The following is a 25,425-nucleotide window of genomic DNA, read 5'->3' as shown; positions in this document are numbered from 1 at the left end:
TTTGGCCTTAAAATGCCATTTTTTGAGGAAGCATGATGCGCAGTACTTTTCTAACCCTTGATCACTTTCTAATTCAGCATCAGGCTTTTTGGCGCTTTGAGCCGTTTTTTGCATCGCTTGAAGCGACGACCCTTCCTACGACTTGGCAAACTCACGCACCAGAGCTTTGCAACTGGTTAAACTCGCTCACTGATCAACAAGTCGAGGAGTATCTGCAGCAGCCTGAAATGTTGGTAGCTGTACTTGCCCCATTTATTTCTGGATTAAGTGAAGCTTTGCGTCTTGGTCAATTGCCAAGGTTGGAAGCTGACTCGAATCCATTACCTGCCGCATTTCATGTCGGCATCCCAGGACGAAAGTTGCAACAAATCGAGTCGATGGGAACGCAGGCTATCTCCATTAACAATAGTGATGAATGGCTTGAATGGTGCTCTGGAAAGGGTTTTTTAGGCCGAGTTCTTTCTCACCACACCCAACATCCTGTCACCAGCGTTGAATATCAGCAGGCGCTTTGTGAAAGCGGTGCTGCGCAAAGTTTGGCATTGGGAATCAATAACCAACGTTTTATTCAAGCTGATGTACTACAAGAGGGGATTGATGAGGTCTTTCACTCACGTCAACATGCGGTGGCTTTGCATGCATGCGGTGATTTGCATCAGACCCTAATTAAAAAGGCCGTCGCACATCAGTTGCCTGCTGTTTCGTTATCGCCGTGTTGTTACCACTTAACGGCAAACAGCGAATATCAACCGCTGTCAAAAGTAGCTCAGCAATCTTCTTTGCGTTTGAATCGTGCAGAACTGCGAATTCCACTTCAGCAGACAGTAACCGGAGGCGAGCGTGTTAAGCGCCATCGGCAATTGGAAATGAGTTATCGACTTGGTTTCGATCTCTTGCTGCGCCAACAATTAGGTCATGAGGAATATACGCCGATTCCGAGCATTAAAAAATCCGCGCTCGGGCAAGGTTTTGAACAATTTTGCCGTTGGGCGGCAGACAGCAAACAAATCGCACTGCTTGAATGCGATTTTGCCTACTATTATGCGCTCGGGCTAGAGCGTTTCTGGCATATGGAAAAACTCAGTCTGGTCCAGTCACTCTTTAAACGACCTTTGGAAATTTGGCTGGTATTGGATAAAAGCCAGTTTCTTGCTGAGGCCGGTTATAAAGTTAAGCTCGGTGAGTTTTGTGCGCGTAACATTACGCCGCGCAATGTGTTGATTCAAGCAACAAAACCCGCTGAATAACTGTGTAGCTCTCTTTTTTTCGTTATCCCACCAAAACCTGCTTCCCTTTGCGTAAACTTATTGGTAATAATGAAGTCAAGTGCCTGATATGTGCACTAGACTAATAATTAAATATTACACAACATCAATAATAATTTGCTTAAATCAAGGAGTTAAGATGAAAGCAGGTAAAGCATTTGCGACGGCCGTTCTCGCTGGCGCAGCATTACTCTCCTCCACCAGTATTATGGCGCAAACCGCCAAAGTCGCAGTATCACAAATTGTTGAACACCCCGCTCTCGACGCGACTCGCCAAGGTCTTTTGGATGGGTTGAAAGCCAAAGGCTACGTTGAAGGCAAAAACCTCGAATTTGAATATAAAACGGCTCAGGGTAACCCAGCCATTGCGGTTCAGATTGCTCGCCAGTTTGTCGGTGAACAACCGGACGTTTTGGTCGGTATCGCAACGCCAACGGCTCAGGCATTGGTTTCAGCAACTAAGTCAATTCCAGTGGTCTTTACCGCGGTCACCGACCCGGTTGGCGCAAAACTGGTTAAAACGATGGAAAAACCTGGAAAGAACGTTACAGGTCTGTCTGATTTGTCACCCGTTGAACAACATGTTGAGTTGATCAAAGAGCTAATGCCAAATGTGAAATCCATTGGTGTGGTTTACAACCCTGGTGAAGCCAATGCGGTTAGCCTAATGGAATTGCTTAAGTCCTCAACCAAAAAACACGGTATCAAATTGGTTGAAGCGACTGCACTTAAGAGTGCTGATGTTCAATCTGCAACTCAAGCGATTGCAGATAAATCTGATATCATTTACGCATTGATTGATAACACAGTCGCCAGTGCCATCGAAGGCATGATTGTGGCGGCAAACCAAGCGAAAACGCCAGTATTTGGCGCAGCAACCTCATACGTAGAACGTGGTGCGGTAGCCAGCCTTGGTTTCGACTACTACCAAATTGGTATCCAAACTGCCGATTACGTAGCGGCTATTTTGCAAGGTACGGATCCAGGCTCACTCGATGTGAAAGTGGCGAAAGGTTCTGATCTTGTTATCAACAAAACTGCCGCAGATAAGCTTGGCATGACTATCCCTCAATCCGTTCTGGATCGCGCGACCAGCGTTAAATAATTTGTTGTATTCGTCGGCATGGCAACATGCCGACTTTTCCTTTAAGCAGAAAAGGGAGTATTTATGTCTGCTTTCGCTTTCTTCGGGGCGCTGGAAATTGGTCTCATCTATGGCTTAGTCGCCTTAGGCGTTTATTTGACCTTTCGTGTCCTCGATTTTCCTGATTTGAGTGTCGACGGCAGTTTTCCAATGGGTGCCGCTGTGGCTGCCACTGCCATCGTCGCCGGTATAAACCCTTGGGTTGCCACATTTCTTGCCATTCTCGCTGGCGCAGCAACGGGCTGGGTCACCGCGTATTTGACCGTACGTTGGGGCATTCTAAACTTGCTTGCTTCGATTCTGACCATGATTGCCGCCTTCTCGATCAATATTCGAATTATGGGCCGCCCGAACATTGCTTTGCTGGGTGAAGATACGATTTTGACACCTTTCGAAGCCATGGGTGACTCGATGTACATTCGTCCATTAGTGGTTGCGGTATTGGTTCTGCTGTCGGCGATTTTTGTCGTGCGTTTGCTTAACAGTGACTTTGGGCTTGGCTTACGTGCAACGGGTGTGAATTCACGTATGGTCGCCGCGCAAGGTGCGAGCACCGCGTTTTACACCTATTTCTGTTTGGCTCTCTCTAATGGTTTTGTGGGCTTTGCTGGTGCCTTATTTGCTCAAACTAACAGTTTTGCTGATGTGACCTCTGGAGTGGGAACCATAGTGGTTGGTCTCGCTGCCGTTATTCTTGGTCAAACTTTGATCCCGGGTCGTAAAATTTGGGTCGCTGTGGTGGCGGTGATTGTTGGGTCGGTGTTGTATCGTCTTGCGGTCGCTTTTGCGCTCAGTTCTGGCATGTTTGGTTTGCAAGCATCGGATCTCAACTTAGTCACGGCGGTATTGGTTGCGATAGCTCTTATTGCGCCAAGGATCAAAGGGAACTTGACCATAAAAAAGGCTAGTGCACCTGCTCATAGTAAAGTGGTCTCTAAGCAGGTGAACACTTCTGTGAACACACCCGTGAACACATCAGGAGAAAAACTGTGATTCGATTAGAAGACATTGAAGTGACCTTTAACCCAGGTACTATCTTAGAAAATAAAGCGCTGCGCAGTGTTTCTCTTGAAGTTCCTGAGCATCAATTTTTGACTGTGATTGGTTCTAATGGTGCGGGTAAATCTACGTTGCTCGGAGCCGTGACCGGTGAAACCCCAATGGTGGGTGGCAAAGTTATCATCAATAACTTGGATGTCACCAAAAAGCGGGTCGACCAGCGAGCACAGCAGTGTGCTCGAGTGTTTCAAGACCCTTTAGCCGGGACTTGCGGCGCATTAACCATCGAAGAAAATATGGCGATGGCTTATATGCGCGGTAAAAAGCGCGGTTGGAATATGGCGTTGTCATCAAAACGCCGTAAGCTATTTCAAGAGCGTATCAGCATTCTTGGTCTAGGGCTCGAAGATCGCCTCGGCGACAGTATTGGCCTACTTTCAGGCGGTCAACGTCAGGCCGTAAGCCTTGTGATGGCAACGCTGTCAGACAGCAAGTTACTTTTGCTTGATGAACATACTGCCGCGCTTGACCCAAGAATGGCGGCTTTTATCATTGATTTAACGAAGAAAATTATCGATGAGTTCAACTTGACCGTCATGATGGTGACTCACTCAATGAAAGATGCGCTTGCGTGTGGCGATCGCACCGTGATGCTCCATCAGGGTGAGATTGTACTAGACGTTGCGGGTGAACAAAGAGCCAATATGGGCGTTCCGGATCTACTCGAAATGTTCAGTAAAGTCCGTGGAGAAGAACTCACCGACGATAGCTTACTACTCAACTAGTGTGATATTGACGTCACTTTGACATTGATTTAATGCCAATTATGAGACCATTAAGCGTTCTCTAATTAAAGACTCATCAACGGTTTTAAGCTGTTGATGAGTTTTATTTTTATCAATAGGTTAATGTGATGATGAATGTTCAAAGACATTTCAGCCTAAAATTTGTCTTGTTTGTTCCGGCGTTGTTATCACTTATCATCTTTGCGCTTGCTCTCACCAATTATTACGACACGGTTAATCGTTATATTGATTTAGAGTACGCGCGTATTGATCGCGCTCTGCTGCGCTCGACCAAAGCCATCGCTGCGATTGATTACAGCTTTTCTGCTTATCGTAAAGGCCAGCAAGACTTACTACTTGAGCACAACCGCCGAGTCATCGATGGTGTATGCCAAATGTGGCCGATAGATTCTCTGCTGACGGGAAAAGAAGGCAAACTCAACGCATCGCCGGTGAAAGACCTCAACTACCTTTTAGTGGGTATGCCAAACATCTGTAATCCGGATGATCCCCTTTATCAGCGGGCGAATCGCCAAGTTGAAATGGCGCCAATGCTGTCGTTTCTGCATGACTTTGACGCTTACTTATTTGGCGTTCATTACATCGACAGGGAAGGGTATGTGTTCTCTTCACCCGACACACTCGCAAGACACATCAGTAAGGCGCTACTTGAGACCATTGAGGCGCGATCTTACTGGATTGAAGCGGCGAAAAGTGACCCGGAAATCGCACTCTCAGGCCCAACCATTTCTAAGGTAATTACTAAGCAGATCGCTAGCCTCACCATTCCATTTTTTTATAATCAGCAATATCAGGGCATGATTTCCCTCGATATCGATGTGCCGCGCTTGCTGCGCAGTAATAGCCCGCTCGCCAGTCCAATTGAATTGGTTGATACCAGCGAAATGATACGTTTTCCAAGCCAGGCCAAGCGTATTCATGTGCTTAATTATGAAGATCTTAAAACTCACCACGCGCTGTATTACCAAGTAAATTGGTTAAGTGAACTGCAAAACTTTTTTGTATTGGAAAAATACAGCCTGATTGTGATTGGCTTTATTTATTTGCTGTCGGTGATTGTGCTGTTTTATATCAACAGCAATATCGAACGTTCGCATTTCAAAGGATTAGCCGCGAAAGACCCGATGACGGGATTATTGAACCGCCGTGGTCTCGAGGATTTTTGGCGCAATACGCTAACTCAGGGTGACATTACCTTAGCGGTACTCGATATCGATAATTTCAAAGCGATTAATGACACTTATGGCCATGATGTCGGTGACAAGGTCATTTGCTATATGGCGGAAAAAATCGAGCACAATATTCGCACCAGCGATGCGGCTGCACGCTTTGGTGGTGAAGAGTTTGTCATCTATTTGACCTGTGGAAATCGCGAAAATATGCACGACATTATTTCCCGTATCAAAGATCAGATATGCGAAGACTCCCATCATATTATCGAGGGCGGTTTTACGGTGTCTGGTGGGGTTGAGGTGACGTCGATTGATGAGCGCAGCGACTTTAAAACGCTATTTAAAGCCGCCGATGAGAAACTCTATATCGCTAAAACCAACGGTAAAGATCAGTTGGTGTTTTAAGCGTTTACCACTAATCGCTGTTGAAACTCTTGAATGGTTTCTACGATAGGTTGCGCGGTGTTGAAGCGGCGTATCGCACGAAACAGTTCGTCCGCCTGTGTGTATTGGTGACGCAGATAAGACAGCCACTGCTTGATACGGTTCGGATAGTATAAGCCTTTATCGCCTTTGATTTCATAGCGCGAGTAAGCAATCATCAGGCTAACGACGTCGTACCAAGCCATCGGTTGATGGTCGTATTTCACCATATTGCCTAAATTTGGAATATTAAAGGCTCCGCGGCACACCATTAGCGAGTCTACGCCAGTCACTTGCATGCATCTCTGACCATCTTCAAAGCCCCAAATTTCGCCATTGGCGATCAACGGAATCTGGTGCTTTTGACGAATTTTTTCGATGTATTCCCACTTAATTTCATTGGCCTTATAGCCGCCCATTTTGGTGCGGGCATGAACGGTCAGCTCATTTGCTCCAGCGCTTTCTACGGCATCGACAATCTCAAAACAATCTTGTGGGTCTTCCCAGCCAAGGCGAATTTTCGCTGACACTGGAATATGGCTTGGTACCGCTTCTCGGCACGCTTTGACCACTTGGTGAATCATTTCTGGGTGTTGTAGCAGCGCCGCGCCGCCTTTGCTTTTATTCACGGTTTTAGCAGGACAGCCAAAGTTAATGTCGATGCCTTTGGCGCCAAGCTCTGCCGCAAAATTGGCGTTTTCTGCCATCCAAATCGGGTCTTGTCCCAATAGTTGCAGATGCACCGGGACGCCCGATTTGGTCATCGAACCTTGGCTAAGTTCCGGACACAAGCGATGAAACACATGTTCAGGTAATTTTTGATCGACGACGCGCACAAATTCAGTGACACATAAATCGTAGTCATTGATATCAGTTAGGAGTTCACGCATTAAATGGTCTAGCACGCCCTCCATTGGGCCTAAAACGAGTCGCATCATCATTACCTTAGAAAAATAGAGGCGAGATTTTAGAGGGAATAACCACGAATGTCACCCTATTCAGTGACCGCTCGGTATGGCTTTGGTTATAATGGTACGAATTCGAATTTTAAGTAATGGTATTTCATGAGTTATTCATTGATTTCACTGGCAAGCCTCGACGATGTTTTTGAATCGGAATTTTTTATCGAGGGAGCGGTACTAGCGGCCAACATCAGTCGTGAACCGCTTGACCCAAAAACTTGGGTTGCGCCTTTATTTCCCGATGCTGAAAGTAAGTTAGAACCTATGGTCGTTGAGCATATTCACGCTCAATATCAGCAATTGAAAACCAGCGCCTATTCGATATTGAATGTGCTGCCCGCTCAATCAGAAAACGAATCATTGGCGGATTTTGCCGAAGGCTTTATGAGCGTGTGGTCCTATGTTGAGCAGGCTTGGCAACAGGCGAGTTTAACTGATGGTACCCAGCGCATGCTTCAAGCGCTGCTCACGACGATGATGCTGGCGATTGATGAAGAGCAAACCCAGCAGCAAATGAAGCTAGCGGGAATCGACAATCCTCCTAGTTTGGATGACTTATTGCCTCAACTGGATTTGATGATAAGCGAAGTGGCATTATCAGCCGATGAAGCCTTGACGGGTGGAAAATCGCAAAGTGTGAACCCATATAAACAAGTAGGGCGCAACGATCTCTGTCCTTGTGGCAGTGGTAAAAAATTTAAGCAATGTTGTGGGAACTCATAGACAAAAATCTAACCTAATTCGATCAGTGGCGTTAAATATTTGAATCAAAAAAGATTATACTGCCAAGGTTAGATAATGGAGCGAATTGAATGAAAAAACTGTTAGGCCTATTTTTTGTCAGTCTATCTGCGCTGGCGGCACCCAAAGATGTTCTCAATCAACGTCTGCAACTGACGGATGGGTTCAGTGCCGATTTCGCGCAAACCGTGACGGCGCCTGATGGTGAAGTCGTGATGGAAGGCAAAGGCAAAGTTGAAATTGCCAGACCAAGTTTGTTTCGCTGGACCACCACAGAACCTGATGAAAACGTATTGGTGTCTGATGGTAAAACGCTTTGGTACTACAGCCCGTTTGTGGAACAAGTCAGCATTTATTGGCAAGAGCAAGCTACTGAGCAAACCCCATTTGTACTTTTGACCCGTAACCGAGCCAGCGACTGGGACAATTACAATGTTGAGCAGCAAGGCGATGTGTTCACATTAACGCCGACGGCGGCAGATTCAAACCAAGGCCAGTTCAAGATTGAAATTGGTGCCAAAGGCGTCGTTAAAGGCTTTGGCGTGATTGAGCAGGACGGCCAAAAAAGCCAATTCAGCTTTGATCATGTGAGCTTAAAAACGCCAAGTAAAGACCGCTTCACATTTGTGGTTCCGAAAGGTGTTGAGGTTGACGACCAAAGAGATTAACCGAGAGTATTTACGATTGTGAGTAACTACAGCTTAGACTTCTCAGGGGACGAAGATTTTCGTCCCCTTGCTGCACGTATGCGGCCGCAAACCATTGAGCAATATATTGGTCAGCAACATTTGCTTGGTCAGGGTAAGCCTTTGCGTAAAGCCCTTGAAGGTGGTCATATTCACTCAATGATTTTATGGGGGCCGCCAGGGACTGGCAAAACCACGCTGGCAGAAGTTGCAGCTAACTATGCAAGTGCCGAAGTTGAGCGTGTTTCTGCTGTCACCTCTGGGGTGAAAGAGATACGCGCGGCAATTGAAAAAGCGCGCGAAAACAAAATGGCTGGGCGGCGTACTATCTTGTTTGTCGATGAGGTCCATCGCTTTAACAAATCTCAGCAAGACGCCTTTTTGCCTCATATCGAAGACGGCACCGTGACCTTTATTGGCGCGACCACAGAAAATCCATCGTTTGAATTGAATAACGCACTGCTTTCACGTGCGCGAGTCTACAAACTCACCTCGTTATCCAATCAAGAAATCCGTCAGGCACTTGATCAAGCCATTGGTGATGAGCAAAAAGGATTAGGTACAACCCCTGCTCAGTTTAACGATAATGTGCTGGATCGCCTTGCCGAACTCGTCAATGGTGACGCACGTATGTCGCTGAATTACCTTGAGCTGCTCTATGATATGGCGGCTGAAAACCCTCAAGGTGAGAAAGTGATTACTCTCGAGCTTTTGGCCCAAGTTGCCGGAGAGAAAGTTGCGCGTTTTGATAACAAAGGCGATGTTTGGTACGACTTAATTTCAGCGGTACACAAATCGATTCGCGGCTCTAACCCGGATGGCGCTCTTTATTGGGCAGCGCGAATGATTAGTGCTGGCTGCGATCCTTTGTACATTGCGCGGCGTTTACTGGCGATTGCTTCGGAAGATATCGGCAACGCCGATCCGCGAGCCATGCAGGTGGCGCTGTCTGCGTGGGACTGCTTTACGCGCGTTGGTCCTGCAGAAGGGGAGCGCGCCATCGCTCAGGCTATTGTTTACCTAGCATGCGCGCCAAAAAGTAATGCGGTGTACAGTGCTTGGAAGCAAGCGCTGAACGATGCGCATAATCTACCCGAATATGAGGTGCCGCATCACTTGCGCAATGCACCAACCAGCCTAATGAAAGATTTAGGTTATGGCGCGGAGTATCGCTACGCGCATGATGAGCCAGGTGCTTTTGCTGCCGGTGAGCAATATTTGCCTCCAGAAATGGTAGGAAAACGCTACTATCAGCCAACCAATCGTGGTCTTGAGACGAAAATTGGCGAAAAGTTAGATTACTTGGCTAGTTTAGACGCAAATAGCCCACAAAAGCGCTATGAAAATTAGTGGCTTTTGGGTATCGTTGACGAGTTAACGTATTCAATAATGCGTGGTGGTTACCACGCGTTTTTTATCACAAAAAAAGCATAGGATTAACAATGCTGGATTCTAAATTACTTCGTACTGAGCTGGATGAAACAGCGGCAAAATTGGCACGTCGAGGCTTTAAACTTGACGTAGAGGCTATCCGTAAACTTGAAGAGCAACGTAAGTCGATTCAAGTAGAAGTTGAAAATTTACAATCCACGCGTAACTCCATCTCCAAGCAAATTGGCCAAAAAATGGCGGCTGGCGATAAAGCTGGCGCAGAAGAAATCAAACAGCAAATCGGTTCGCTAGGTAGCGATCTAGAGGCGAAAAAAGTCGAGCTAAATCAAGTGCAAGCGCAACTTGAAGAGATCACTTTGTCGGTACCAAACGTTCCTGCTGACGATGTGCCAGACGGCGCAGACGAAAACGACAACGTTGAAATTTCTCGTTGGGGTGAGCCGAAAGCGTATGATTTCGAAGTCAAAGACCACGTTGACCTTGGTGAAATGGGCGGCGGCTTAGATTTCGCTAGCGCAACTAAGATCACTGGCGCTCGTTTTATTGTTATGCGTGGTCAATTTGCACGCCTACACCGTGCGATTGCACAATTCATGCTGGATCTTCACACCGAGCAGCACGGTTATACAGAAATGTATGTGCCTTACCTTGTGAACGCAGACAGCCTGTACGGTACGGGTCAGTTACCAAAATTTGGTAAAGACTTGTTCCATACCGAACCTTTGGTCGAGAAAGTGAATGATGAAGAGCCTCGTAAGCTGTCATTGATTCCAACCGCGGAAGTGCCTGTAACCAACTTAGTGCGCGATACCATTTCTGAAGAGACAGATCTGCCACTTAAAATGACCGCACACACGCCGTGTTTCCGTTCAGAAGCGGGCTCGTATGGCCGTGATACGCGTGGTTTGATTCGTATGCACCAGTTTGACAAAGTCGAGTTGGTTCAAATCACCAAACCGGAAGAATCGATGGCTGCGCTTGAAGAGTTGACCGGACACGCAGAAAAAGTTCTACAACTACTGGAACTGCCTTACCGTAAAGTGGTGTTGTGTGCTGGCGATATGGGCTTTGGTGCGCGTAAAACCTACGACTTGGAAGTTTGGGTTCCAGCGCAGCAAACCTATCGTGAAATTTCATCTTGTTCAAACATGTGGGATTTCCAAGCGCGTCGCATGCAAGCGCGTTTCCGCCGTAAAGGTGAGAAAAAACCAGAGCTTGTCCATACACTAAATGGTTCAGGTTTGGCAGTCGGTCGTACTATGGTGGCGATTCTTGAGAATAACCAACAAGCAGATGGCAGCATTGCGATTCCACAAGTTCTGCAGAAATACATGAACGGCGCTGAGTTTATTGGCAAATAATCCTCCCGTAGCAAATAAAAAACCGACCTTAAGGTCGGTTTTTTTGTGTTCAAATGCGAGTATCAGTTCAAATCTTATCCGCAGCACTTCTTAAACTTTTTACCACTGCCACAAATGCAGGGATCATTACGTCCAACTTTGAGGGCGTTAATCGGTTGATTGAAACGCTCATCGCGCGACTGCTCTGGGAACGTACCGTCAATATAAAACCATTGGCCTTGCTCTCGAACAAAGCGAGAGCGTTCGGTTAAGCATAGCTGCTCGCCGTCTTGAGTAAAATAAGCACTAAAAGTGACGTAGCCCTCATCAGCTGAGGCTGCATTTTCACTGCTGTGGACGTCAAGCTTGACCCATTCGCTGTTGATTGAGTCAGCGATAGCATCGCGCTGCTTTTCAGCATGGCAGCTGGCATGGTAGGTATCGACAACAAAGTCCACCAAACCCAACACATGAGCGCTATATCGCGCGCGCATTAATTGTTCTGGTAACGTTGCTGCATGAGCGTCTTGATGGACAGGCTCGCAGCACTCTTGGTAGGTTTTGCCACTATGGCATGGACAGATGGTGGTCATGGGTAAGTCTTGCTAGGGAAAAGCCTAGTGTATCGACCTGGTTAGATGAAGTAAATCTCTATGCGGGGAGCAGATCACTGGTCCATTTTACCGCTGCGGTGTAGCTATCACATATCGCGTTTTCTTCTAAATCCAACGCTGAGCTTATGCGACTGATTTCTGACCAATCGGCATTTTCATATGCACGAATGAGATTCAGTATTTGCCCAAGTAGCCCTTCGCCTTGTAACAACGCGCGTTTCACTTCTTCATCGACTGGAATTTTCGCAAGTATGCTTTCAAGTGGTTGGTCTAATACGCTGTCGAGCAGCGAAAACATTCCGGTTAAGAATGCCGAACTTGAATCATGATGAAACTGCTGGTAAATCAACTCGCAAAACCGCGCTCGCTGAATAGAAAGCGTATACAGATGCTCAGGTTTAGAATCATGTGTTGAGGCGATGGCAACCAGCGCAACAAATTTGCGCAGTTTCTCCTCGCCAAGATAGACGACGGCTTGGCGAAATGAGCGAATTTGACTGGTTATTGATGCCGATGAATTTGCCGATGACAGCAATTTAAAAGAAAGTGACAGGTCTTGGCTGATCAGGTTTTCAATGGCGACAAAGTCGAATTCAGGTTTTGCGATCTCTTGGCATAAACGCACTACAGTGTGAATTGAGGGGGCTAGCGATTTGGTTTGCAGTAATTCGGGCTTACTAAAGAAATAGCCTTGGAAGTAGTCAAAACCTGCCAGTTTTGCTTGTTCAAACTCCTGATACGTTTCCACTTTTTCTGCCAAAAATTTGATTTTGCTATTTTTTAGCTTGGCCATAAATGTTTGCGCTTTGGCAATTGAATACAGGCGAATATCAAATTTAATGATCGATACATACGGCAGGAAAGGGCGCCATTTGGCGTTGGGAATAAAATCATCGAGTGCGATGATATAGCCAGCGCTTGCCATCTCTTTGATCGCTTGCAACAACTCATCGCTTGGCTCACATCCTTCGAGGATCTCGATCACCAAGTTACCAGCAGGAAATAAGGTTGGCACTCGGTTGATTAAGCTGTCATATGGAAAATTAACAAAGCCCAAACAAGAACCCAGCGTATTATAATGCGCGGTCAGAAAGTGATCGGACAGAAGACGACTGGTGGCCAATTCCGGTTCGATATCAGGGAAGCGGTTGTCTGGACCGTCGCGAAACAGTAATTCGTAACCTATGGTTTTAGTTTGGCGGTCCAAAATGGGCTGGCGAGCAATATAAGAGTATGTCAATGAGGTGTACTTCTTACTCAGGGGTATACCTCATAGCATACGTTTTGATAACGAATTTTCAACAACCTTGGTCACGTTTAAGTATTAAATAAACGGACGAGTTTGTAGATCTAACTGATTAGCCGTGCAAACCAACACCGAGCCTTGTTCATACCAGTCTCCGAGTACGATGCGTTTTCTTGAATCAAACACGTGAATATTCGGTCGATGAGTATGGCCGTGGATCATTAAGTCTACCTGGTATTTATTCATCACCGCTTCGACTTCAGCTTGCGTCACATCCATGATGTCCATGGATTTCATACTCTTATTTTGACTGATGTCAGTCTGGACTTTGGCAACAATTTTCTTTTTGAAGGTAAAGGGAATGCGGTTAAACAACCACTGCAACCAAGGCCGATGAACTTTTTCGCGAAACGCCAGATACTGCACATCATCGGTACACAGGGTATCGCCATGCAAGATGACCGCTTTTTGTCCGTAAAGATCAATGACGGTTTCATCGCCGAGCAGCGTTACGCCAGTTTGTTTTGCAAAACGTTTACCGACCAAAAAGTCGCGGTTGCCTTGGGTGAAATAACATCGTACGCCAGCTTGAGTGAGGGTTTTAAACTCGCGCTTTATTTCGCTCGCAAAAGGCGAATTGTCGTCGTCACCAATCCAAAATTCAAACAGATCACCAAGCACATATAGGGCGTCAGCATGAATGGCTTCTTCACGCATAAAACGGATAAAACAGGCGGTGATTTCAGGAGCAGAAGGGGTGAGATGCAGATCAGATATAAACAGTGTGGTCATAATATTCCAAAACAAGAGCGCGCAATGCGCGCTCCATAGAATTACTCTTCGATGCTGGTGCCAGTGATAACCACTTCTTCTAGTGGTACATCTTGGTGCATGCCCATAGAACCAGTATCAACAGATTTGATCTTGTTAACCACGTCCATGCCTTCAACCACTTCACCGAATACGCAGTAGCCCCAACCATCAAGGCTTTCTGAGCGAAAATCTAGGAAAGTGTTGTCGTTGACGTTGATGAAGAATTGCGAGCTCGCTGAATGCGGTTCCATAGTACGAGCCATCGCTAAAGTGCCGACTTTGTTGCTTAAGCCATTGTTCGCTTCGTTCTTGATTGGCGCGCGAGAGGCTTTTTCGCGAAGACCCGATTCCATGCCACCACCTTGAACCATGAAACCATCAATAACACGGTGGAATAGGGTATTGTCATAGAAACCATCACGACAGTATTGCAGGAAGTTGGCGCTTGTCTCTGGCGCTTTTTCTTCGTTAAGCTGAATTTTGATGTCACCAAAATTTGTGTGAAGGGTGATCATGATTATTACCTTTATTTAACGGATTTAGAGTTGAAGTTGAGATTCTATATCAACTTTAGCGATTTTTATATGCGAAAAGTGATCTCTGGGAGTTGGCATTGGTGGTTTATGCTTGTTTTTCCCCTGCTTTGGGGCTTACTAAGCGCCTGCAACTTGGTATACTAGCCGACAATTTTTACTATCAAATATCAGACAGAGATCATGCTTAAGATATATAACACCCTGACGAGACAAAAAGAGGAATTTAAACCCATTCATGCTGGCAAAGTTGGCATGTACGTGTGTGGTGTGACCATTTACGATCTCTGTCATATCGGTCACGGACGCACCTTTGTTTCGTTTGACGTTGTTTCGCGTTACCTGCGCTTCCTTGGTTACGACTTAACCTTTGTGCGTAACATCACCGATATTGACGACAAAATCATCAAGCGCGCGGCGGAAAACGGCGAAAGCTGTGAATCACTGACTGAGCGTTTAATCGCAGAAATGCACGCGGATTTCGATGCTCTAAATATGAAGCGTCCGGATGTTGAGCCGCGTGCAACTCAATTCATTGCAGAAATTATTGAATTGGTTGAAAAGCTGATCGAGCGTGGGTTTGCTTACGTGGCTGACAACGGCGATGTGATGTTTGAAGTCAGCAAATTTGACGAATACGGCAAGCTCTCTAAACAAGATTTGGATCAGTTGCAAGCGGGTGCTCGAGTGGATGTCGAAACCGCCAAACGTAGCCCACTGGATTTCGTGGTGTGGAAAATGTCCAAACCGGGTGAGCCAACATGGGATTCTCCATGGGGCGCAGGACGTCCTGGTTGGCACATCGAATGTTCCGCAATGAACTCTTCAATTTTAGGCGACCATTTTGACATTCACGGCGGTGGCTCAGATTTGCAGTTCCCGCACCATGAAAACGAAATCGCACAGTCTTGCTGCGCGCACGATACCCAGTACGTCAACACTTGGATGCACAGCGGTATGGTGATGGTGGACAAAGAAAAAATGTCTAAATCATTGGGCAACTTCTTTACCATTCGTGACGTACTCGCACATTACGATGCAGAAACCGTACGTTACTTTTTGATGTCAGGTCACTATCGCAGCCAATTAAACTACAGCGAAGAGAACCTCAACCAAGCTCGAGCTTCTTTAGAACGTTTATATACGGCGCTAAGAGGTTTGGATACCTCTGTTGAACCTGCAGGTGGTGAAGAGTTTGTTAGTCGTTTCAATCAAGCGATGAACGATGACTTCAATACTCCAGAGGCTTACTCCGTGCTGTTTGATTTGGCGCGTGAAGTGAACCGCATTAAAGGCGATGACTTAGCTCAAGCCAATGGTTTGGGGGCTCGCTTACGTCAACTTGCCGATGTGATTGGTATTTTACACCAAGATCCAGAAGCCTTTTTACAAGGTGGTGCCAGCGGCGAAGATGATGATGTGGCTGAAATTGAAGCCTTGATCAAACTGCGTAATGATTCGCGCGCTGCGAAGGATTGGGCAAATGCCGACATGGCTCGCGACAAACTGACCGAGATGGGCATTGTGTTGGAAGATGGTCCGCAAGGGACCACTTGGCGCCGCGGTTAATCGCGTCATGTTAGTTATTAAGTAAAAGGAAGGGCTGCTTGCACAGCCCTTTTTCTTTGTTGTCACTTACATTATTTAGGAACTGTTCTCGTGGCTCAGATGTATTTCTATTACTCGGCAATGAACGCCGGTAAATCCACCACTCTGCTGCAATCGTCTTTTAACTACCAAGAGCGGGGCATGAATCCGGTGATCTTCACGGCCGCCGTTGATGACCGTTTTGGGGTGGGTAAAGTCGCTTCACGAATTGGTCTTGAATCGGACGCCCATCTGTTTGGCTCAGAAACCGACATGTTTGCCGCGATTGAAGCTCTGCACCAACAGCAGACACTGCACTGTATCTTGATTGATGAATGCCAGTTTTTATCCAAACAGCAGGTGTACCAGCTTACTGAAGTGGTCGACAAGTTAGGTATTCCAGTACTTTGTTACGGCCTAAGAACAGATTTCATGGGCGAGTTGTTTGAAGGTAGTCAGTATCTATTGGCATGGGCTGATAAACTCATTGAGCTAAAAACCGTGTGTCACTGTGGTCGCAAGGCCAACATGGTGATCCGCACTGATGAAGCGGGTAACCCGATCAAAGAAGGTGATCAAGTTGCTATTGGTGGTAATGAACGCTACGTTTCGGTGTGCCGAGAGCACTATAAATTAGCGCTTAGTAAATAGATTGCTGATTGTCGCAGCAACAAAAAACGGAGCATAAGCTCCGTTTTTTGTTTGTGTTCGAGAATTAAAAATTAACGAGCACGGAAGACGATGCGACCTTTAGATAGATCGTATGGTGTCATCTCTACTGTGACTTTGTCGCCAGTCAGAATGCGGATGTAGTTCTTACGCATTTTACCAGAGATGTGAGCAGTAACCACGTGGCCGTTTTCTAGCTCAACACGGAACATAGTGTTTGGAAGAGTATCAAGGACAGTGCCTTGCATCTCAATTACGTCTTCTTTAGCCATTTAATCCTCTTTTAAAAATGGGCAATTTTAGCCGGCCAATAATGCCGATAAAATGGAATTATGTAAAGTTGGGCGTATTCTACCCTTGCCAACGCTGATTTACTAGCCTTTGATGGCGTTGAAAACGCACTTTGTAGTTCATCGCAGGACATTCGTCAATTTGATACCCAAGGTAAAGCCACTGCTTACCTTGTTGCTGACAATACTCGATTTGGAATAGTACCGCAGCGGTGCCCATGGATATTGCATGGTCTGGGTCATAGAAGGTATAGAAAGCACTGGCCGAGTTAGACATCACATCTGTTACGGCGATAGCGACTAAGGTTTGCTGATCATAGATGTGCAAAAATTGAGTATTCAGCCAAGAACTTTGCGAAAATTGGTCAAACTCCATGCGTTTAGGTGGATACATAGAGCCATCTTTATGGCGTACTTCAATATAGCGCGAGTACAGCTCAAACCAGTCTTTGTCCATGCTGTCTTTCATCACCCAAGAGAGCATACTGGCTTTGTTTTTAATCCGTTTTTGGCTACGGCTTAATTGCACGTCAGGAATCGATAGACGAATGGCTTCACAGGCTTGGCAGTCACTGCAGTGCGGTTTGTAAATGGTATCACCGCTGCGGCGAAAACCGTTAGCAAGCAGCACTTCATAACTGGATGAGCTGTGCATTTGTGGGTCGAGTGCAACAGCAACGCGTTCTTCTTGATTCGCAAGATAACTGCATGGATGATTGGTGGTCAGACCGATTCTAATATGCTGGAGTTCGATGCTCATTGAGGTTCCTGATCTGATAACGACAAAGTTTGACGATGGAAGCAGTGTGAATCAACACGCTGTTCTCTTAAAGATAGCAGGGATTGAAGAAAATCTTCACGCTTAAGCTCTGTCGCGCCGAGTGAGGCAAGGTGCGGGTTCATCACTTGGCAATCAATCAGTTGACCACCACATTGATTGAAGTGGTGGCAAAAATACCATAACGCAATTTTCGAGGTGTTGGGGCTAAGGCTGAACATCGATTCACCACAAAAGAGTCGCCCAACCGAAAGACCATACAGACCGCCAATCAGCTGTTTTTCGTGGTCCCAAACTTCCACCGAGTGGCAATGTCCTTGACGGGCTAAATCTTGATAAGCCGCGCGCATCTCGGTATTGAGCCAGGTTTCTTCGGCGCTGCGAGTGGCCGCGCAGAGCTCAATAACACGGTCTGTTGCTTGGTTGATAGTAACCAAATATTGTTGTTTTTTTTGAAATTTTTTTAGACTTTTTGCTGGTTTAAATGTCTTAGGATTAAATACCGCGCGCGGCGCTGGGCTCCACCACAAAATCGGATCGCCCGGACCATACCAAGGGAAAATGCCTTGATGATAAGCGGCCAAGATTCGCTGTGGTTTTAAATCACCGCCAAAGGCGAGTAATCCATTGGGTTCTTCAAGTGCCTCATGCGGCGATGGAAAATCCAAGAAACGTGAATCGAGCTCGGTGATATATATCGACATAATTCAACACATGAAGGAGTTTTTGAATGAAAAAGTGGCTATGGATATTAGTGATTTTTCCGCTCGTTGCCAATGCTGCATATCAACGCAATCAAGCAAGACCGGTTAATGAGGTTATTTTTGGTGAGGTTGATTCCATTCGCTATGTCACACAGCATGAAATTGTGCAATCTAAGAGTCACGGTTGGGAAACCTTACTTGGCGCGGTAGTTGGCGGTGTGGTCGGGCATCAGTTTGGCGGCGGTTCAGGAAAAGAGCTTGCGACTGCAGTAGGGGCCATTGCAGGGGGAAGCCTCGCGCACCAACATGAGAACCAAGTTTACCGTGTGGAATACAAGTTGGTTGAGCTGCTGATTAAAACCAAAGACGGCAAATTAGTCGATGTAATGCAAGATGTTGATCCAAACATGTTGTTTGAGCGCGGCGACGATGTTCGCATCCTTTATTTTGATGATGGCGTTAGAGTGGATAAAACCTATTAACTGGCTCAATTTTGGGGTGGTGTTCAGCACCGAATTTAGATAGGCTGCAAATACGAAAAATAAGTCGTTGCTGCATGATAGGATTTGCAGCAGCCAAGGAAACACAACATTAATGGAAAGCCTGACCTTACAACCAATTAATAAAGTCAATGGCGAAGTCAATTTGCCGGGCTCAAAAAGTGTATCAAATCGCGCCTTATTACTTGCGGCGCTGGCGAAAGGAACCACCAAGTTAACCAATTTGCTTGATAGTGATGATATTCGTCACATGCTTAATGCGCTCACAAAACTTGGTGTCGCTTATCGTTTGTCTGCCGACAAAACTGAATGTGAAGTACAAGGCATTGGCGGCGCGTTTCACGCGTCTGAGTCACTCGAACTGTTCTTGGGTAACGCCGGCACTGCAATGCGTCCATTAGCGGCGGCGCTATGTTTGGGCCAAGGCGAGTTTGTACTCACTGGCGAGCCGCGCATGAAAGAGCGCCCGATTGGCCATTTAGTCGATGCGCTTCGTCAAGCTGGAGCGCAAATTGAGTACTTGGAAAACGAAAACTATCCACCACTGCGTATTTTAGGGACCGGGCTTAAAGGTGGAGAAGTGTCGATTGACGGCTCTATCTCGAGCCAGTTTTTAACTGCATTTTTGATGTCTGCTCCGCTATGTGAAGCGCAAACCACCATCAATATTGCCGGTGATTTGGTGTCTAAACCTTATATTGATATTACGCTGCACATCATGGCGCAATTTGGCGTCACTGTTGAAAACCGAGACTACAAACAATTTGTCGTCAAAGGTGGTCAGCAATATGTCGCTCCGGGTGAGTTTTTAGTCGAAGGCGACGCGTCATCTGCTTCCTACTTCCTTGCTGCAGCGGCTATCAAAGGCGGTGAAATCAAGGTGACAGGGATTGGCAAAGACAGTATTCAAGGTGACATTCAATTTGCTGATGCACTTGAAAAGATGGGCGCAGAAATCGAATGGGGCAGCAATTACATCACCGCTCGCGCTGGTGAGTTAAACGCAGTCGACCTCGATTTTAACCACATTCCAGATGCCGCGATGACGATTGCAACTACGGCACTATTCGCCAAAGGCACCACTGCGATTCGCAATGTCTACAACTGGCGTGTTAAAGAGACCGATCGTCTTGCTGCGATGGCTACCGAATTACGCAAAGTTGGCGCTACCGTTGAAGAGGGCGAGGATTTCATTATTATTACGCCTCCAAGCCAACTGCAGCATGCAACCATTGATACCTACGATGACCATCGCATGGCGATGTGTTTTTCGCTGGTGGCACTGAGTGATACGCCAATTACGATTAATGACCCGAAATGTACGTCAAAAACGTTTCCTGATTATTTTGATAAATTGGCGTCGTTAAGCGTGAAATAAAAGCCAAAAAGCTTGTCGAAAGACAAGCTTTTTAGTTTGCTTTGAGTTTATCACCACCGAGTTTTATTGCTGCAAAGTGAACTCTTTTGATAAATGATGAGCCAAATATTTAAACATATTAAAGACGGCGGTCGTTTTTTCGGTAGGTAAGCCGTTAGCATCGAGAAAGTATTCACCTTTAAAGACTAAGACATCGTCTTTTTCTTCAACTTTATTCGCGTGCATACCATCTATATAGTTATCGTGGTCTTGAATCAATTGATTCGCAATCAGAAGTAACTCGAATTCTGAAATGGTTTTTTTATCGCTCATCGTCTATACCTGATTATTCGTAATTGAGTCGATTGTATGGGGATTTTCGGCAAATTCAATTGACTTAGGGCATGATGAGTGCGGTTTTTCTTTTGTGATCGAAGGCATAAAACCGATTCGCTATGGTGGGTTTTATGCTCGACACGTTTAGTATGTGCCGAATTCTAGCGCCCGCGATATACCCGACGAAACGGATCGGGATATATGAAGACGATATATTGAGTTTGAGAATAATTCGAATCTTGATTTGGGTCGTCCAATTGTCGAGCAGTCAATGCGCATTTTAAAAAAAGGTATTGATCTTCTAGTCTTCTCGCTCAATAGTAAAAAAAGAAATTTAATTTTAAGTACGTTGTGCGATTAAATTCGCAACAGTGATTAAGGGCATTTGAGTCAATTATGGGTAAATCACTCGTTATTGTGGAATCGCCAGCCAAGGCAAAAACCATCAATAAATATTTAGGCAAAGACTTCATTGTAAAGTCGAGTGTAGGCCACGTACGTGATCTGCCAACTGCCGGCCAAAGTTCGGGCAAAAAAGCTGCCGCTGTATCAACAAAAGGTCTGAGCGCAGAAGAAAAAGCGCGTATTAAACAAGAGAAAGACCGCAACTCTCTGATCAAGAAAATGGGTGTCGACCCTTATCATGGTTGGGAAGCGAACTATCAAATTCTGCCAGGAAAAGAAAAAGTCGTCGCAGAGTTACAAAAATTAGCGCAAGACGCAGACAGCGTTTATCTCGCAACCGATTTGGACCGCGAAGGAGAAGCTATCGCTTGGCACCTACGTGAGATCATCGGTGGCGATGAAGAGCGATATAAACGTGTTGTGTTTAACGAGATCACTAAAAACGCGATCCAACAGGCGTTCAAAAAACCGGGCGAACTGAGCATGGATGGCGTCAACGCCCAGCAAGCACGTCGCTTTATGGACCGTGTGGTTGGTTTTATGGTATCGCCGTTATTGTGGAAAAAAGTCGCACGTGGCTTATCTGCAGGACGAGTTCAGTCGGTCGCTGTTAAACTGCTGGTTGAGCGTGAGCGCGAGATCAAAGCCTTTGTTCCAGAAGAATTCTGGGATATTCACGCTAATACCAAAACTCAAGACAATAGCGATTTTCGTTTGCTGGTGGCGCAAAAGAATGACAGTGCGTTTAAGCCAGTCAACGAAGCGGAAGCTAAAGCTGCGGTTGCGGTACTTGAAAAAGCGCAATATGAAGTGTGCAAGCGTGAAGACCGTCCGACGTCAAGTAAACCTTCGGCGCCGTTCATCACCTCGACACTGCAGCAGGCGGCGAGTACGCGTCTTGGCTATGGCGTAAAGAAAACCATGATGCTGGCGCAGCGCTTGTATGAAGCGGGTTACATCACCTATATGCGTACCGACTCAACCAACTTGAGCAGCGAAGCGGTCGATGCCGTGCGCGGTTATATTGGTTCAGAGTTCGGTGATGCGTATCTGCCGTCAAAACCCAATGTATATGGCAGTAAAGAGGGCGCACAAGAGGCGCACGAAGCGATTCGTCCATCGGATGTCAACGTTAAATCGGAAGATTTACAAGGCGTTGATGCCGATGCGCATAAACTTTACAGCTTGATTTGGAATCAGTTCGTCGCGTGTCAAATGACGCCTGCGCAATACGATTCCACCACGGTCAGTGTTAAGGCTGCAGAGTTCACGCTCAAAGCCAAAGGCCGCATTCTGAAATTCGATGGTTGGACTCGCGTTCAGCGCCCGCTGGGTAAAAATGAAGATCAGATTCTACCTGCCGTTCAGGTTGGTGATGTGGTTAGCTTGAAAGATCTCGAACCTAAACAGCACTTTACCAAACCGCCAGCGCGCTTTACGGAAGCGGCATTGGTGAAAGAGCTTGAGAAACGTGGCATCGGTCGTCCTTCGACTTACGCTTCGATCATCTCAACTATTCAAGATCGCGGTTATGTGAAAGTCGATCAGCGCCGTTTCTATGCGGAAAAAATGGGTGAAATTGTTACCGATCGTCTTGGCGATAGCTTTGATGATTTGATGAACTACGATTTTACCGCGCGTATGGAAGAGAAACTTGACCAAATTGCAGAAGGTCAAGCGAACTGGAAAACCGTACTCGATAACTTCTTCACTGATTTCTCTGCCGATTTAGGCAAGGCTGAAGAGGACGAAGAACATGGCGGTATGAAACCAAATCATATTGTTATGACCGATATCGAGTGTCCAACCTGTGGACGCCCGATGGGAATTCGCACTGCATCGACAGGGGTGTTCCTTGGCTGTTCTGGTTACGCTTTGCCGCCAAAAGAGCGTTGTAAAACCACCATTAACTTGGGTGATGAAGACGGCGTGATTAACGTTCTAGAAGAAGACGTTGAAACCGCTGCGCTGCGTGCTAAAAAGCGTTGCCCAATTTGTGAAACGGCGATGGATGCATATCTGATTGACGATAAGCGTAAATTGCACGTTTGTGGTAATAACCCGAATTGTGATGGTTACATTGTTGAACGTGGTGAATTCCAGCTGAAAGGTTATGACGGCCCGGTTGTTGAATGTGATAAATGTGGTTCGGATATGGTGCTTAAGAATGGCCGTTTCGGTAAGTACATGGATTGCACCAGCGATGATTGTAAAAATACCCGCAAGATTCTGAAAAATGGTGAAGTTGCGCCTCCAAAAGAAGATCCTGTGCATTTGCCTGAACTACCGTGTGAGAACTCAGATGCGTACTTTGTTCTGCGTGATGGTGCGTCAGGGCTGTTTTTAGCGGCCAGCACCTTCCCTAAATCGCGCGAAACACGTGCTCCTTTAGTTGAGGAGTTAGTTCGCTTTAAAGAGCGTTTGTCACCGAAGTTCCACTACCTTACGGAAGCGCCGACTCATGATCCTGATGGTCGCCCAACCGTGGTTCGCTTTAGTCGTAAATCGAAAGAGAACTACGTGCGTTCAGAAATTGATGGAAAACCATCAGGTTGGACTGCGCTTTATATCGATGGCAAATGGGAAGTTACCGATAAGCGTAAGAAATCATAAGGTTTTTTACTAAAATAACCAAAAAAGCGACCTCGGGTCGCTTTTTTTATATTCAAGACATTGCAACTAGGTTCTTATTTGTTGGACAATGGTTTTTTTTATGAAATATACAATAAATTAATGCTATTTTATTTCAGTAATCGTTCTGACGCATAAAATCGTCACTGTTGGGAATGGATGATTTGGTTGTATAGAAGGAACTATGACAATTAGAACTAAGCTACTCGGTGTAGTTGTAATGCTATGTGCCGTTTTTTGTTTCGGTATGTACTTTTCAGTGAAGCACCTTGTCGACGATATTGTGCACCAATTACTTTGGAAGTATAGCGAAGTAACGACTCAGTACGACTCAGAGAAAGCATTGTCGACACTTTCCCAACAAATTGATGTTGCTAAGGTGTTGTCCAGTAACGAAAACGTGATTGACTGGGCATTAGACGCCAACGATCCTCAAAAACAGCGCAAAGCGCAGCAATGGCTGTTAAGCCAAAGAGGTAAGTTCGCAGAAGACAACTATTACATTGCGCTTAATGAGAACTTGGCTTTTTATATGAGCAGCAAGGATGACACCAAAAAACAGTCATATTTGCGCTACCACCTATCTCCCAATAACCCCAATCAGTCTTGGTATTTTAGTCAGCGGGTCAATCATACCTTGTTTGGTGCAACCATCGATTATGACTATGATTTGCATGAGGTAAAACTTTGGATATCACAGCCGATCATTCATAACGGTGAGTTTCTCGGTATTATTGGTACTTCTCTTGACTTGGGACCTTTGGTGCCGAAATTAGTTGGTAAACAATACCCAGGTTTGGCGACCATTTTTGTTAACAACAGTGGTGATATCGAACTTGACTCTTCCTTTACCTCGGGTGACTTCGTGAATCATTTAAAAAGACTTAGGAATAAAAAGTCGTTGCATCAGATTATTCACGATCAAAAGAGCTACGATGCTGTGATGGGGGCGATGAAGCAGCAGGGGCAGGGGCAAGAGACCAAAACTCTGGTGGTCACGCTTGAATCCTCGGGCACCTTTGTTTCGATTAAATATATTGCTGAATTGGGTTGGTATCAGGTTAAGTTTGTCGATATCGATAAGGTATTGGATGGCAACTACCTAAAATCATTCAGTGAAATCAGCTTTGCGATGTTTTTATTGTTTACGGTGCTGCTCTACACCTTCATGAGCCGCCGCTTCTTTCTGCCTATGGCGGATATGTATCGCCACCTCAAACGCATGCTGCCAGACAGTCAGACACCTCATACCCACGACATGGTGGCTGATATTCATCATCAGCTTGATTGCCTCGATCGTGAACTGTTTCGCTCCAGACATTCGCTTGATTCTTTGGTTCGAGAGCGCACGGAGACACTTGATCAACTGGCGATGATTGATCCTTTGACTGGATTGTTAAATCGCTCAGGAATGGAGCGAGAGCTCAATGCTGAACTTGCGAGAGCCAAACGCGAAAATGGTTGTTTTGGTCTGGTTTGGTTATCTATTGATGGTATGGAAGATGTCGAAATCATGGATATTAGCTCGCATCTTGAGCAAGATAAACGCCTGCGTTTTGCTTCTCAGGCGCTTAAGAAAGTGTTGCGTGAATACGACTGTGCTTGTCGCTGGGCCGATGGTGAATTCGTTATTCTCATTCGCTCTAATTCGGTTCAAGCGTTAAAAGCTTTGACTGCGCGGCTTAAAACCGAAATTCATTACTCAAATGACACCTTTGTACTGTCGTTTTCCTTGGGCGGATTGATTGTCGAGCCATCGATGTCGATGCAGGATGCGTTAAGCAAGGCTGACAGCGCACTGTATGTTGCGAAAACCAAAACCAAAGAACGTGTTCATATCATCCAGCCAACTTCTCCGAGTCAACGGTTGCGCGCTTAGTTTTTATAAAAACCTGCTTACTTATGGTTGCTTTTATTTAGTCTGGCATTAAGTGATGTTTCTATAGAATATTCTTTATTTTTCAAATTCCTATATAGAAAAAATAATCATAAATTTAATTTGTATCCCATACGGAATCACGTTATCTATATA

General features: G+C 45.9%; 24 protein-coding genes. 15 read left to right on the top strand and 9 right to left on the bottom strand.

Features of this window, described 5'->3' with window-relative positions:
* Positions 1-35: 35 nt before the first annotated feature.
* The 5 genes from BLS03_RS07850 to BLS03_RS07830 all read left to right on the top strand — a co-directional run bounded on the left by BLS03_RS07850 (position 36) and on the right by BLS03_RS07830 (position 5,791).
* The gene (locus BLS03_RS07850; RefSeq protein WP_093271900.1) at positions 36-1,247 is read left to right on the top strand and encodes a methyltransferase; all 1,212 of its coding nucleotides are present in this window, start codon (positions 36-38) and stop codon (positions 1,245-1,247) included.
* A gap of 157 nt (positions 1,248-1,404) precedes the next feature.
* Positions 1,405-2,370: an ABC transporter substrate-binding protein gene (locus BLS03_RS07845; protein WP_093271897.1), complete on the top strand. Its 966-nt coding sequence runs from the start codon at positions 1,405-1,407 to the stop codon at positions 2,368-2,370.
* Between the two features lie 63 nt (positions 2,371-2,433).
* Positions 2,434-3,402, top strand: coding sequence for an ABC transporter permease (locus BLS03_RS07840; protein WP_093271894.1), 969 nt, complete (start codon positions 2,434-2,436; stop codon positions 3,400-3,402).
* Positions 3,399-4,193 (top strand): ABC transporter ATP-binding protein, encoded by a 795-nt coding sequence (locus tag BLS03_RS07835; protein ID WP_093271892.1) that lies wholly within the window; start codon positions 3,399-3,401, stop codon positions 4,191-4,193. The genes BLS03_RS07840 and BLS03_RS07835 overlap by 4 nt, the downstream gene beginning before the upstream one ends.
* 128 nt (positions 4,194-4,321) lie before the next feature.
* The gene (locus BLS03_RS07830; RefSeq protein WP_245696621.1) at positions 4,322-5,791 is read left to right on the top strand and encodes a sensor domain-containing diguanylate cyclase; all 1,470 of its coding nucleotides are present in this window, start codon (positions 4,322-4,324) and stop codon (positions 5,789-5,791) included.
* On the opposite strand, the gene dusC is transcribed toward BLS03_RS07830, so the two are convergent.
* On the bottom strand, positions 5,788-6,744 hold the full coding sequence (gene dusC / locus BLS03_RS07825; protein WP_093271889.1) for a tRNA dihydrouridine(16) synthase DusC: 957 nt from the start codon (positions 6,742-6,744) through the stop codon (positions 5,788-5,790). The genes BLS03_RS07830 and dusC overlap by 4 nt on opposite strands.
* 129 nt (positions 6,745-6,873) lie before the next feature.
* On the opposite strand from dusC, the gene BLS03_RS07820 reads away from it, so the two are divergent.
* From BLS03_RS07820 to serS, 4 genes are all read left to right on the top strand, one after another.
* Complete coding sequence (locus BLS03_RS07820; protein ID WP_093271886.1) at positions 6,874-7,494, top strand: SEC-C metal-binding domain-containing protein; 621 nt, start codon at positions 6,874-6,876, stop codon at positions 7,492-7,494.
* An 89-nt stretch (positions 7,495-7,583) separates the two neighbouring features.
* Positions 7,584-8,180 carry an outer membrane lipoprotein periplasmic chaperone LolA gene (lolA, locus tag BLS03_RS07815; protein ID WP_093271883.1) on the top strand — a complete coding sequence of 199 codons (597 nt, stop codon included), beginning with the start codon at positions 7,584-7,586 and terminating at the stop codon, positions 8,178-8,180.
* 18 nt (positions 8,181-8,198) lie between these two features.
* Positions 8,199-9,548, top strand: a complete 1,350-nt coding sequence (locus BLS03_RS07810) for a replication-associated recombination protein A (RefSeq protein WP_093271880.1) — start codon at positions 8,199-8,201, stop codon at positions 9,546-9,548.
* Between the two features lie 92 nt (positions 9,549-9,640).
* Positions 9,641-10,951 carry a serine--tRNA ligase gene (gene serS, locus BLS03_RS07805; protein WP_093271877.1) on the top strand — a complete coding sequence of 437 codons (1,311 nt, stop codon included), beginning with the start codon at positions 9,641-9,643 and terminating at the stop codon, positions 10,949-10,951.
* 74 nt (positions 10,952-11,025) lie between these two features.
* Here serS and BLS03_RS07800 read toward each other — a convergent pair whose 3' ends face one another.
* The 4 genes from BLS03_RS07800 to BLS03_RS07785 all read right to left on the bottom strand — a co-directional run bounded on the left by BLS03_RS07800 (position 11,026) and on the right by BLS03_RS07785 (position 14,118).
* Positions 11,026-11,523 carry a YchJ family metal-binding protein gene (locus tag BLS03_RS07800; RefSeq protein WP_093271875.1) on the bottom strand — a complete coding sequence of 166 codons (498 nt, stop codon included), beginning with the start codon at positions 11,521-11,523 and terminating at the stop codon, positions 11,026-11,028.
* 58 nt (positions 11,524-11,581) lie between these two features.
* Positions 11,582-12,784, bottom strand: a complete 1,203-nt coding sequence (locus BLS03_RS07795) for an EAL and HDOD domain-containing protein (RefSeq protein WP_093271872.1) — start codon at positions 12,782-12,784, stop codon at positions 11,582-11,584.
* An 84-nt stretch (positions 12,785-12,868) separates the two neighbouring features.
* Positions 12,869-13,582, bottom strand: coding sequence for a UDP-2,3-diacylglucosamine diphosphatase (gene lpxH / locus BLS03_RS07790; RefSeq protein ID WP_093271868.1), 714 nt, complete (start codon positions 13,580-13,582; stop codon positions 12,869-12,871).
* 41 nt (positions 13,583-13,623) lie between these two features.
* Positions 13,624-14,118: a peptidylprolyl isomerase gene (locus BLS03_RS07785; RefSeq protein ID WP_093271864.1), complete on the bottom strand. Its 495-nt coding sequence runs from the start codon at positions 14,116-14,118 to the stop codon at positions 13,624-13,626.
* 201 nt (positions 14,119-14,319) lie between these two features.
* Here BLS03_RS07785 and cysS point away from each other — a divergent pair, with 201 nt between their 5' ends.
* Entirely contained in the window at positions 14,320-15,705 is a 1,386-nt protein-coding gene (cysS, locus tag BLS03_RS07780) for a cysteine--tRNA ligase (RefSeq protein WP_093271861.1), read from the top strand.
* A 90-nt stretch (positions 15,706-15,795) separates the two neighbouring features.
* Entirely contained in the window at positions 15,796-16,374 is a 579-nt protein-coding gene (locus BLS03_RS07775; protein WP_093271859.1) for a thymidine kinase, read from the top strand.
* Positions 16,375-16,445: 71 nt separating this feature from the next.
* On the opposite strand, the gene infA is transcribed toward BLS03_RS07775, so the two are convergent.
* From infA to aat, 3 genes are all read right to left on the bottom strand, one after another.
* A complete protein-coding gene (gene infA / locus BLS03_RS07770; RefSeq protein ID WP_001040192.1) occupies positions 16,446-16,664 on the bottom strand; it encodes a translation initiation factor IF-1 in 219 nt (72 codons plus the stop codon).
* A gap of 79 nt (positions 16,665-16,743) precedes the next feature.
* Positions 16,744-17,442 (bottom strand): arginyltransferase, encoded by a 699-nt coding sequence (locus tag BLS03_RS07765; protein ID WP_093271855.1) that lies wholly within the window; start codon positions 17,440-17,442, stop codon positions 16,744-16,746.
* Positions 17,439-18,164 (bottom strand): leucyl/phenylalanyl-tRNA--protein transferase, encoded by a 726-nt coding sequence (aat, locus tag BLS03_RS07760; protein WP_093271852.1) that lies wholly within the window; start codon positions 18,162-18,164, stop codon positions 17,439-17,441. The genes BLS03_RS07765 and aat overlap by 4 nt, the downstream gene beginning before the upstream one ends.
* A gap of 26 nt (positions 18,165-18,190) precedes the next feature.
* Between aat and BLS03_RS07755 the strand changes: the two genes are divergently transcribed.
* Complete coding sequence (locus BLS03_RS07755) at positions 18,191-18,646, top strand: outer membrane lipoprotein (protein WP_093271849.1); 456 nt, start codon at positions 18,191-18,193, stop codon at positions 18,644-18,646.
* Between the two features lie 112 nt (positions 18,647-18,758).
* Entirely contained in the window at positions 18,759-20,042 is a 1,284-nt protein-coding gene (gene aroA, locus BLS03_RS07750) for a 3-phosphoshikimate 1-carboxyvinyltransferase (protein ID WP_093271847.1), read from the top strand.
* A gap of 63 nt (positions 20,043-20,105) precedes the next feature.
* Here the strand turns inward: aroA and BLS03_RS07745 are convergent, their stop codons facing one another.
* A complete protein-coding gene (locus BLS03_RS07745) occupies positions 20,106-20,354 on the bottom strand; it encodes a YciN family protein (RefSeq protein ID WP_093271844.1) in 249 nt (82 codons plus the stop codon).
* 399 nt (positions 20,355-20,753) lie between these two features.
* Between BLS03_RS07745 and topA the strand changes: the two genes are divergently transcribed.
* Positions 20,754-23,375 carry a type I DNA topoisomerase gene (topA, locus tag BLS03_RS07740; protein ID WP_093271841.1) on the top strand — a complete coding sequence of 874 codons (2,622 nt, stop codon included), beginning with the start codon at positions 20,754-20,756 and terminating at the stop codon, positions 23,373-23,375.
* A gap of 202 nt (positions 23,376-23,577) precedes the next feature.
* Entirely contained in the window at positions 23,578-25,272 is a 1,695-nt protein-coding gene (locus BLS03_RS07735) for a GGDEF domain-containing protein (RefSeq protein ID WP_093271837.1), read from the top strand.
* Positions 25,273-25,425: the final 153 nt, after the last annotated feature.

The sequence above is a fragment of the Vibrio xiamenensis genome, from assembly GCF_900100015.1.
Taxonomy (GTDB): domain Bacteria; phylum Pseudomonadota; class Gammaproteobacteria; order Enterobacterales; family Vibrionaceae; genus Vibrio; species Vibrio xiamenensis.
Note: the sequence above shows the minus strand (reverse complement) of the source record. Positions and strands in the feature narration are given on the sequence as shown.

Coding starts and splice junctions, on each gene's coding strand:
- serS (WP_093271877.1), top strand. CDS start 9,641: ATGCTGGATTCTAAATTACTTCGTACTGAGCTGGATGAAACAGCGGCA.
- BLS03_RS07785 (WP_093271864.1), bottom strand. CDS start 14,118: ATGATCACCCTTCACACAAATTTTGGTGACATCAAAATTCAGCTTAAC.
- BLS03_RS07845 (WP_093271897.1), top strand. CDS start 1,405: ATGAAAGCAGGTAAAGCATTTGCGACGGCCGTTCTCGCTGGCGCAGCA.
- BLS03_RS07745 (WP_093271844.1), bottom strand. CDS start 20,354: ATGAGCGATAAAAAAACCATTTCAGAATTCGAGTTACTTCTGATTGCG.
- cysS (WP_093271861.1), top strand. CDS start 14,320: ATGCTTAAGATATATAACACCCTGACGAGACAAAAAGAGGAATTTAAA.
- BLS03_RS07735 (WP_093271837.1), top strand. CDS start 23,578: ATGACAATTAGAACTAAGCTACTCGGTGTAGTTGTAATGCTATGTGCC.
- dusC (WP_093271889.1), bottom strand. CDS start 6,744: ATGCGACTCGTTTTAGGCCCAATGGAGGGCGTGCTAGACCATTTAATG.
- lolA (WP_093271883.1), top strand. CDS start 7,584: ATGAAAAAACTGTTAGGCCTATTTTTTGTCAGTCTATCTGCGCTGGCG.
- BLS03_RS07850 (WP_093271900.1), top strand. CDS start 36: ATGCGCAGTACTTTTCTAACCCTTGATCACTTTCTAATTCAGCATCAG.
- BLS03_RS07765 (WP_093271855.1), bottom strand. CDS start 17,442: ATGAGCATCGAACTCCAGCATATTAGAATCGGTCTGACCACCAATCAT.
- BLS03_RS07840 (WP_093271894.1), top strand. CDS start 2,434: ATGTCTGCTTTCGCTTTCTTCGGGGCGCTGGAAATTGGTCTCATCTAT.
- infA (WP_001040192.1), bottom strand. CDS start 16,664: ATGGCTAAAGAAGACGTAATTGAGATGCAAGGCACTGTCCTTGATACT.
- topA (WP_093271841.1), top strand. CDS start 20,754: ATGGGTAAATCACTCGTTATTGTGGAATCGCCAGCCAAGGCAAAAACC.
- aat (WP_093271852.1), bottom strand. CDS start 18,164: ATGTCGATATATATCACCGAGCTCGATTCACGTTTCTTGGATTTTCCA.
- BLS03_RS07830 (WP_245696621.1), top strand. CDS start 4,322: ATGATGAATGTTCAAAGACATTTCAGCCTAAAATTTGTCTTGTTTGTT.
- BLS03_RS07755 (WP_093271849.1), top strand. CDS start 18,191: ATGAAAAAGTGGCTATGGATATTAGTGATTTTTCCGCTCGTTGCCAAT.
- lpxH (WP_093271868.1), bottom strand. CDS start 13,582: ATGACCACACTGTTTATATCTGATCTGCATCTCACCCCTTCTGCTCCT.
- BLS03_RS07800 (WP_093271875.1), bottom strand. CDS start 11,523: ATGACCACCATCTGTCCATGCCATAGTGGCAAAACCTACCAAGAGTGC.
- BLS03_RS07820 (WP_093271886.1), top strand. CDS start 6,874: ATGAGTTATTCATTGATTTCACTGGCAAGCCTCGACGATGTTTTTGAA.
- aroA (WP_093271847.1), top strand. CDS start 18,759: ATGGAAAGCCTGACCTTACAACCAATTAATAAAGTCAATGGCGAAGTC.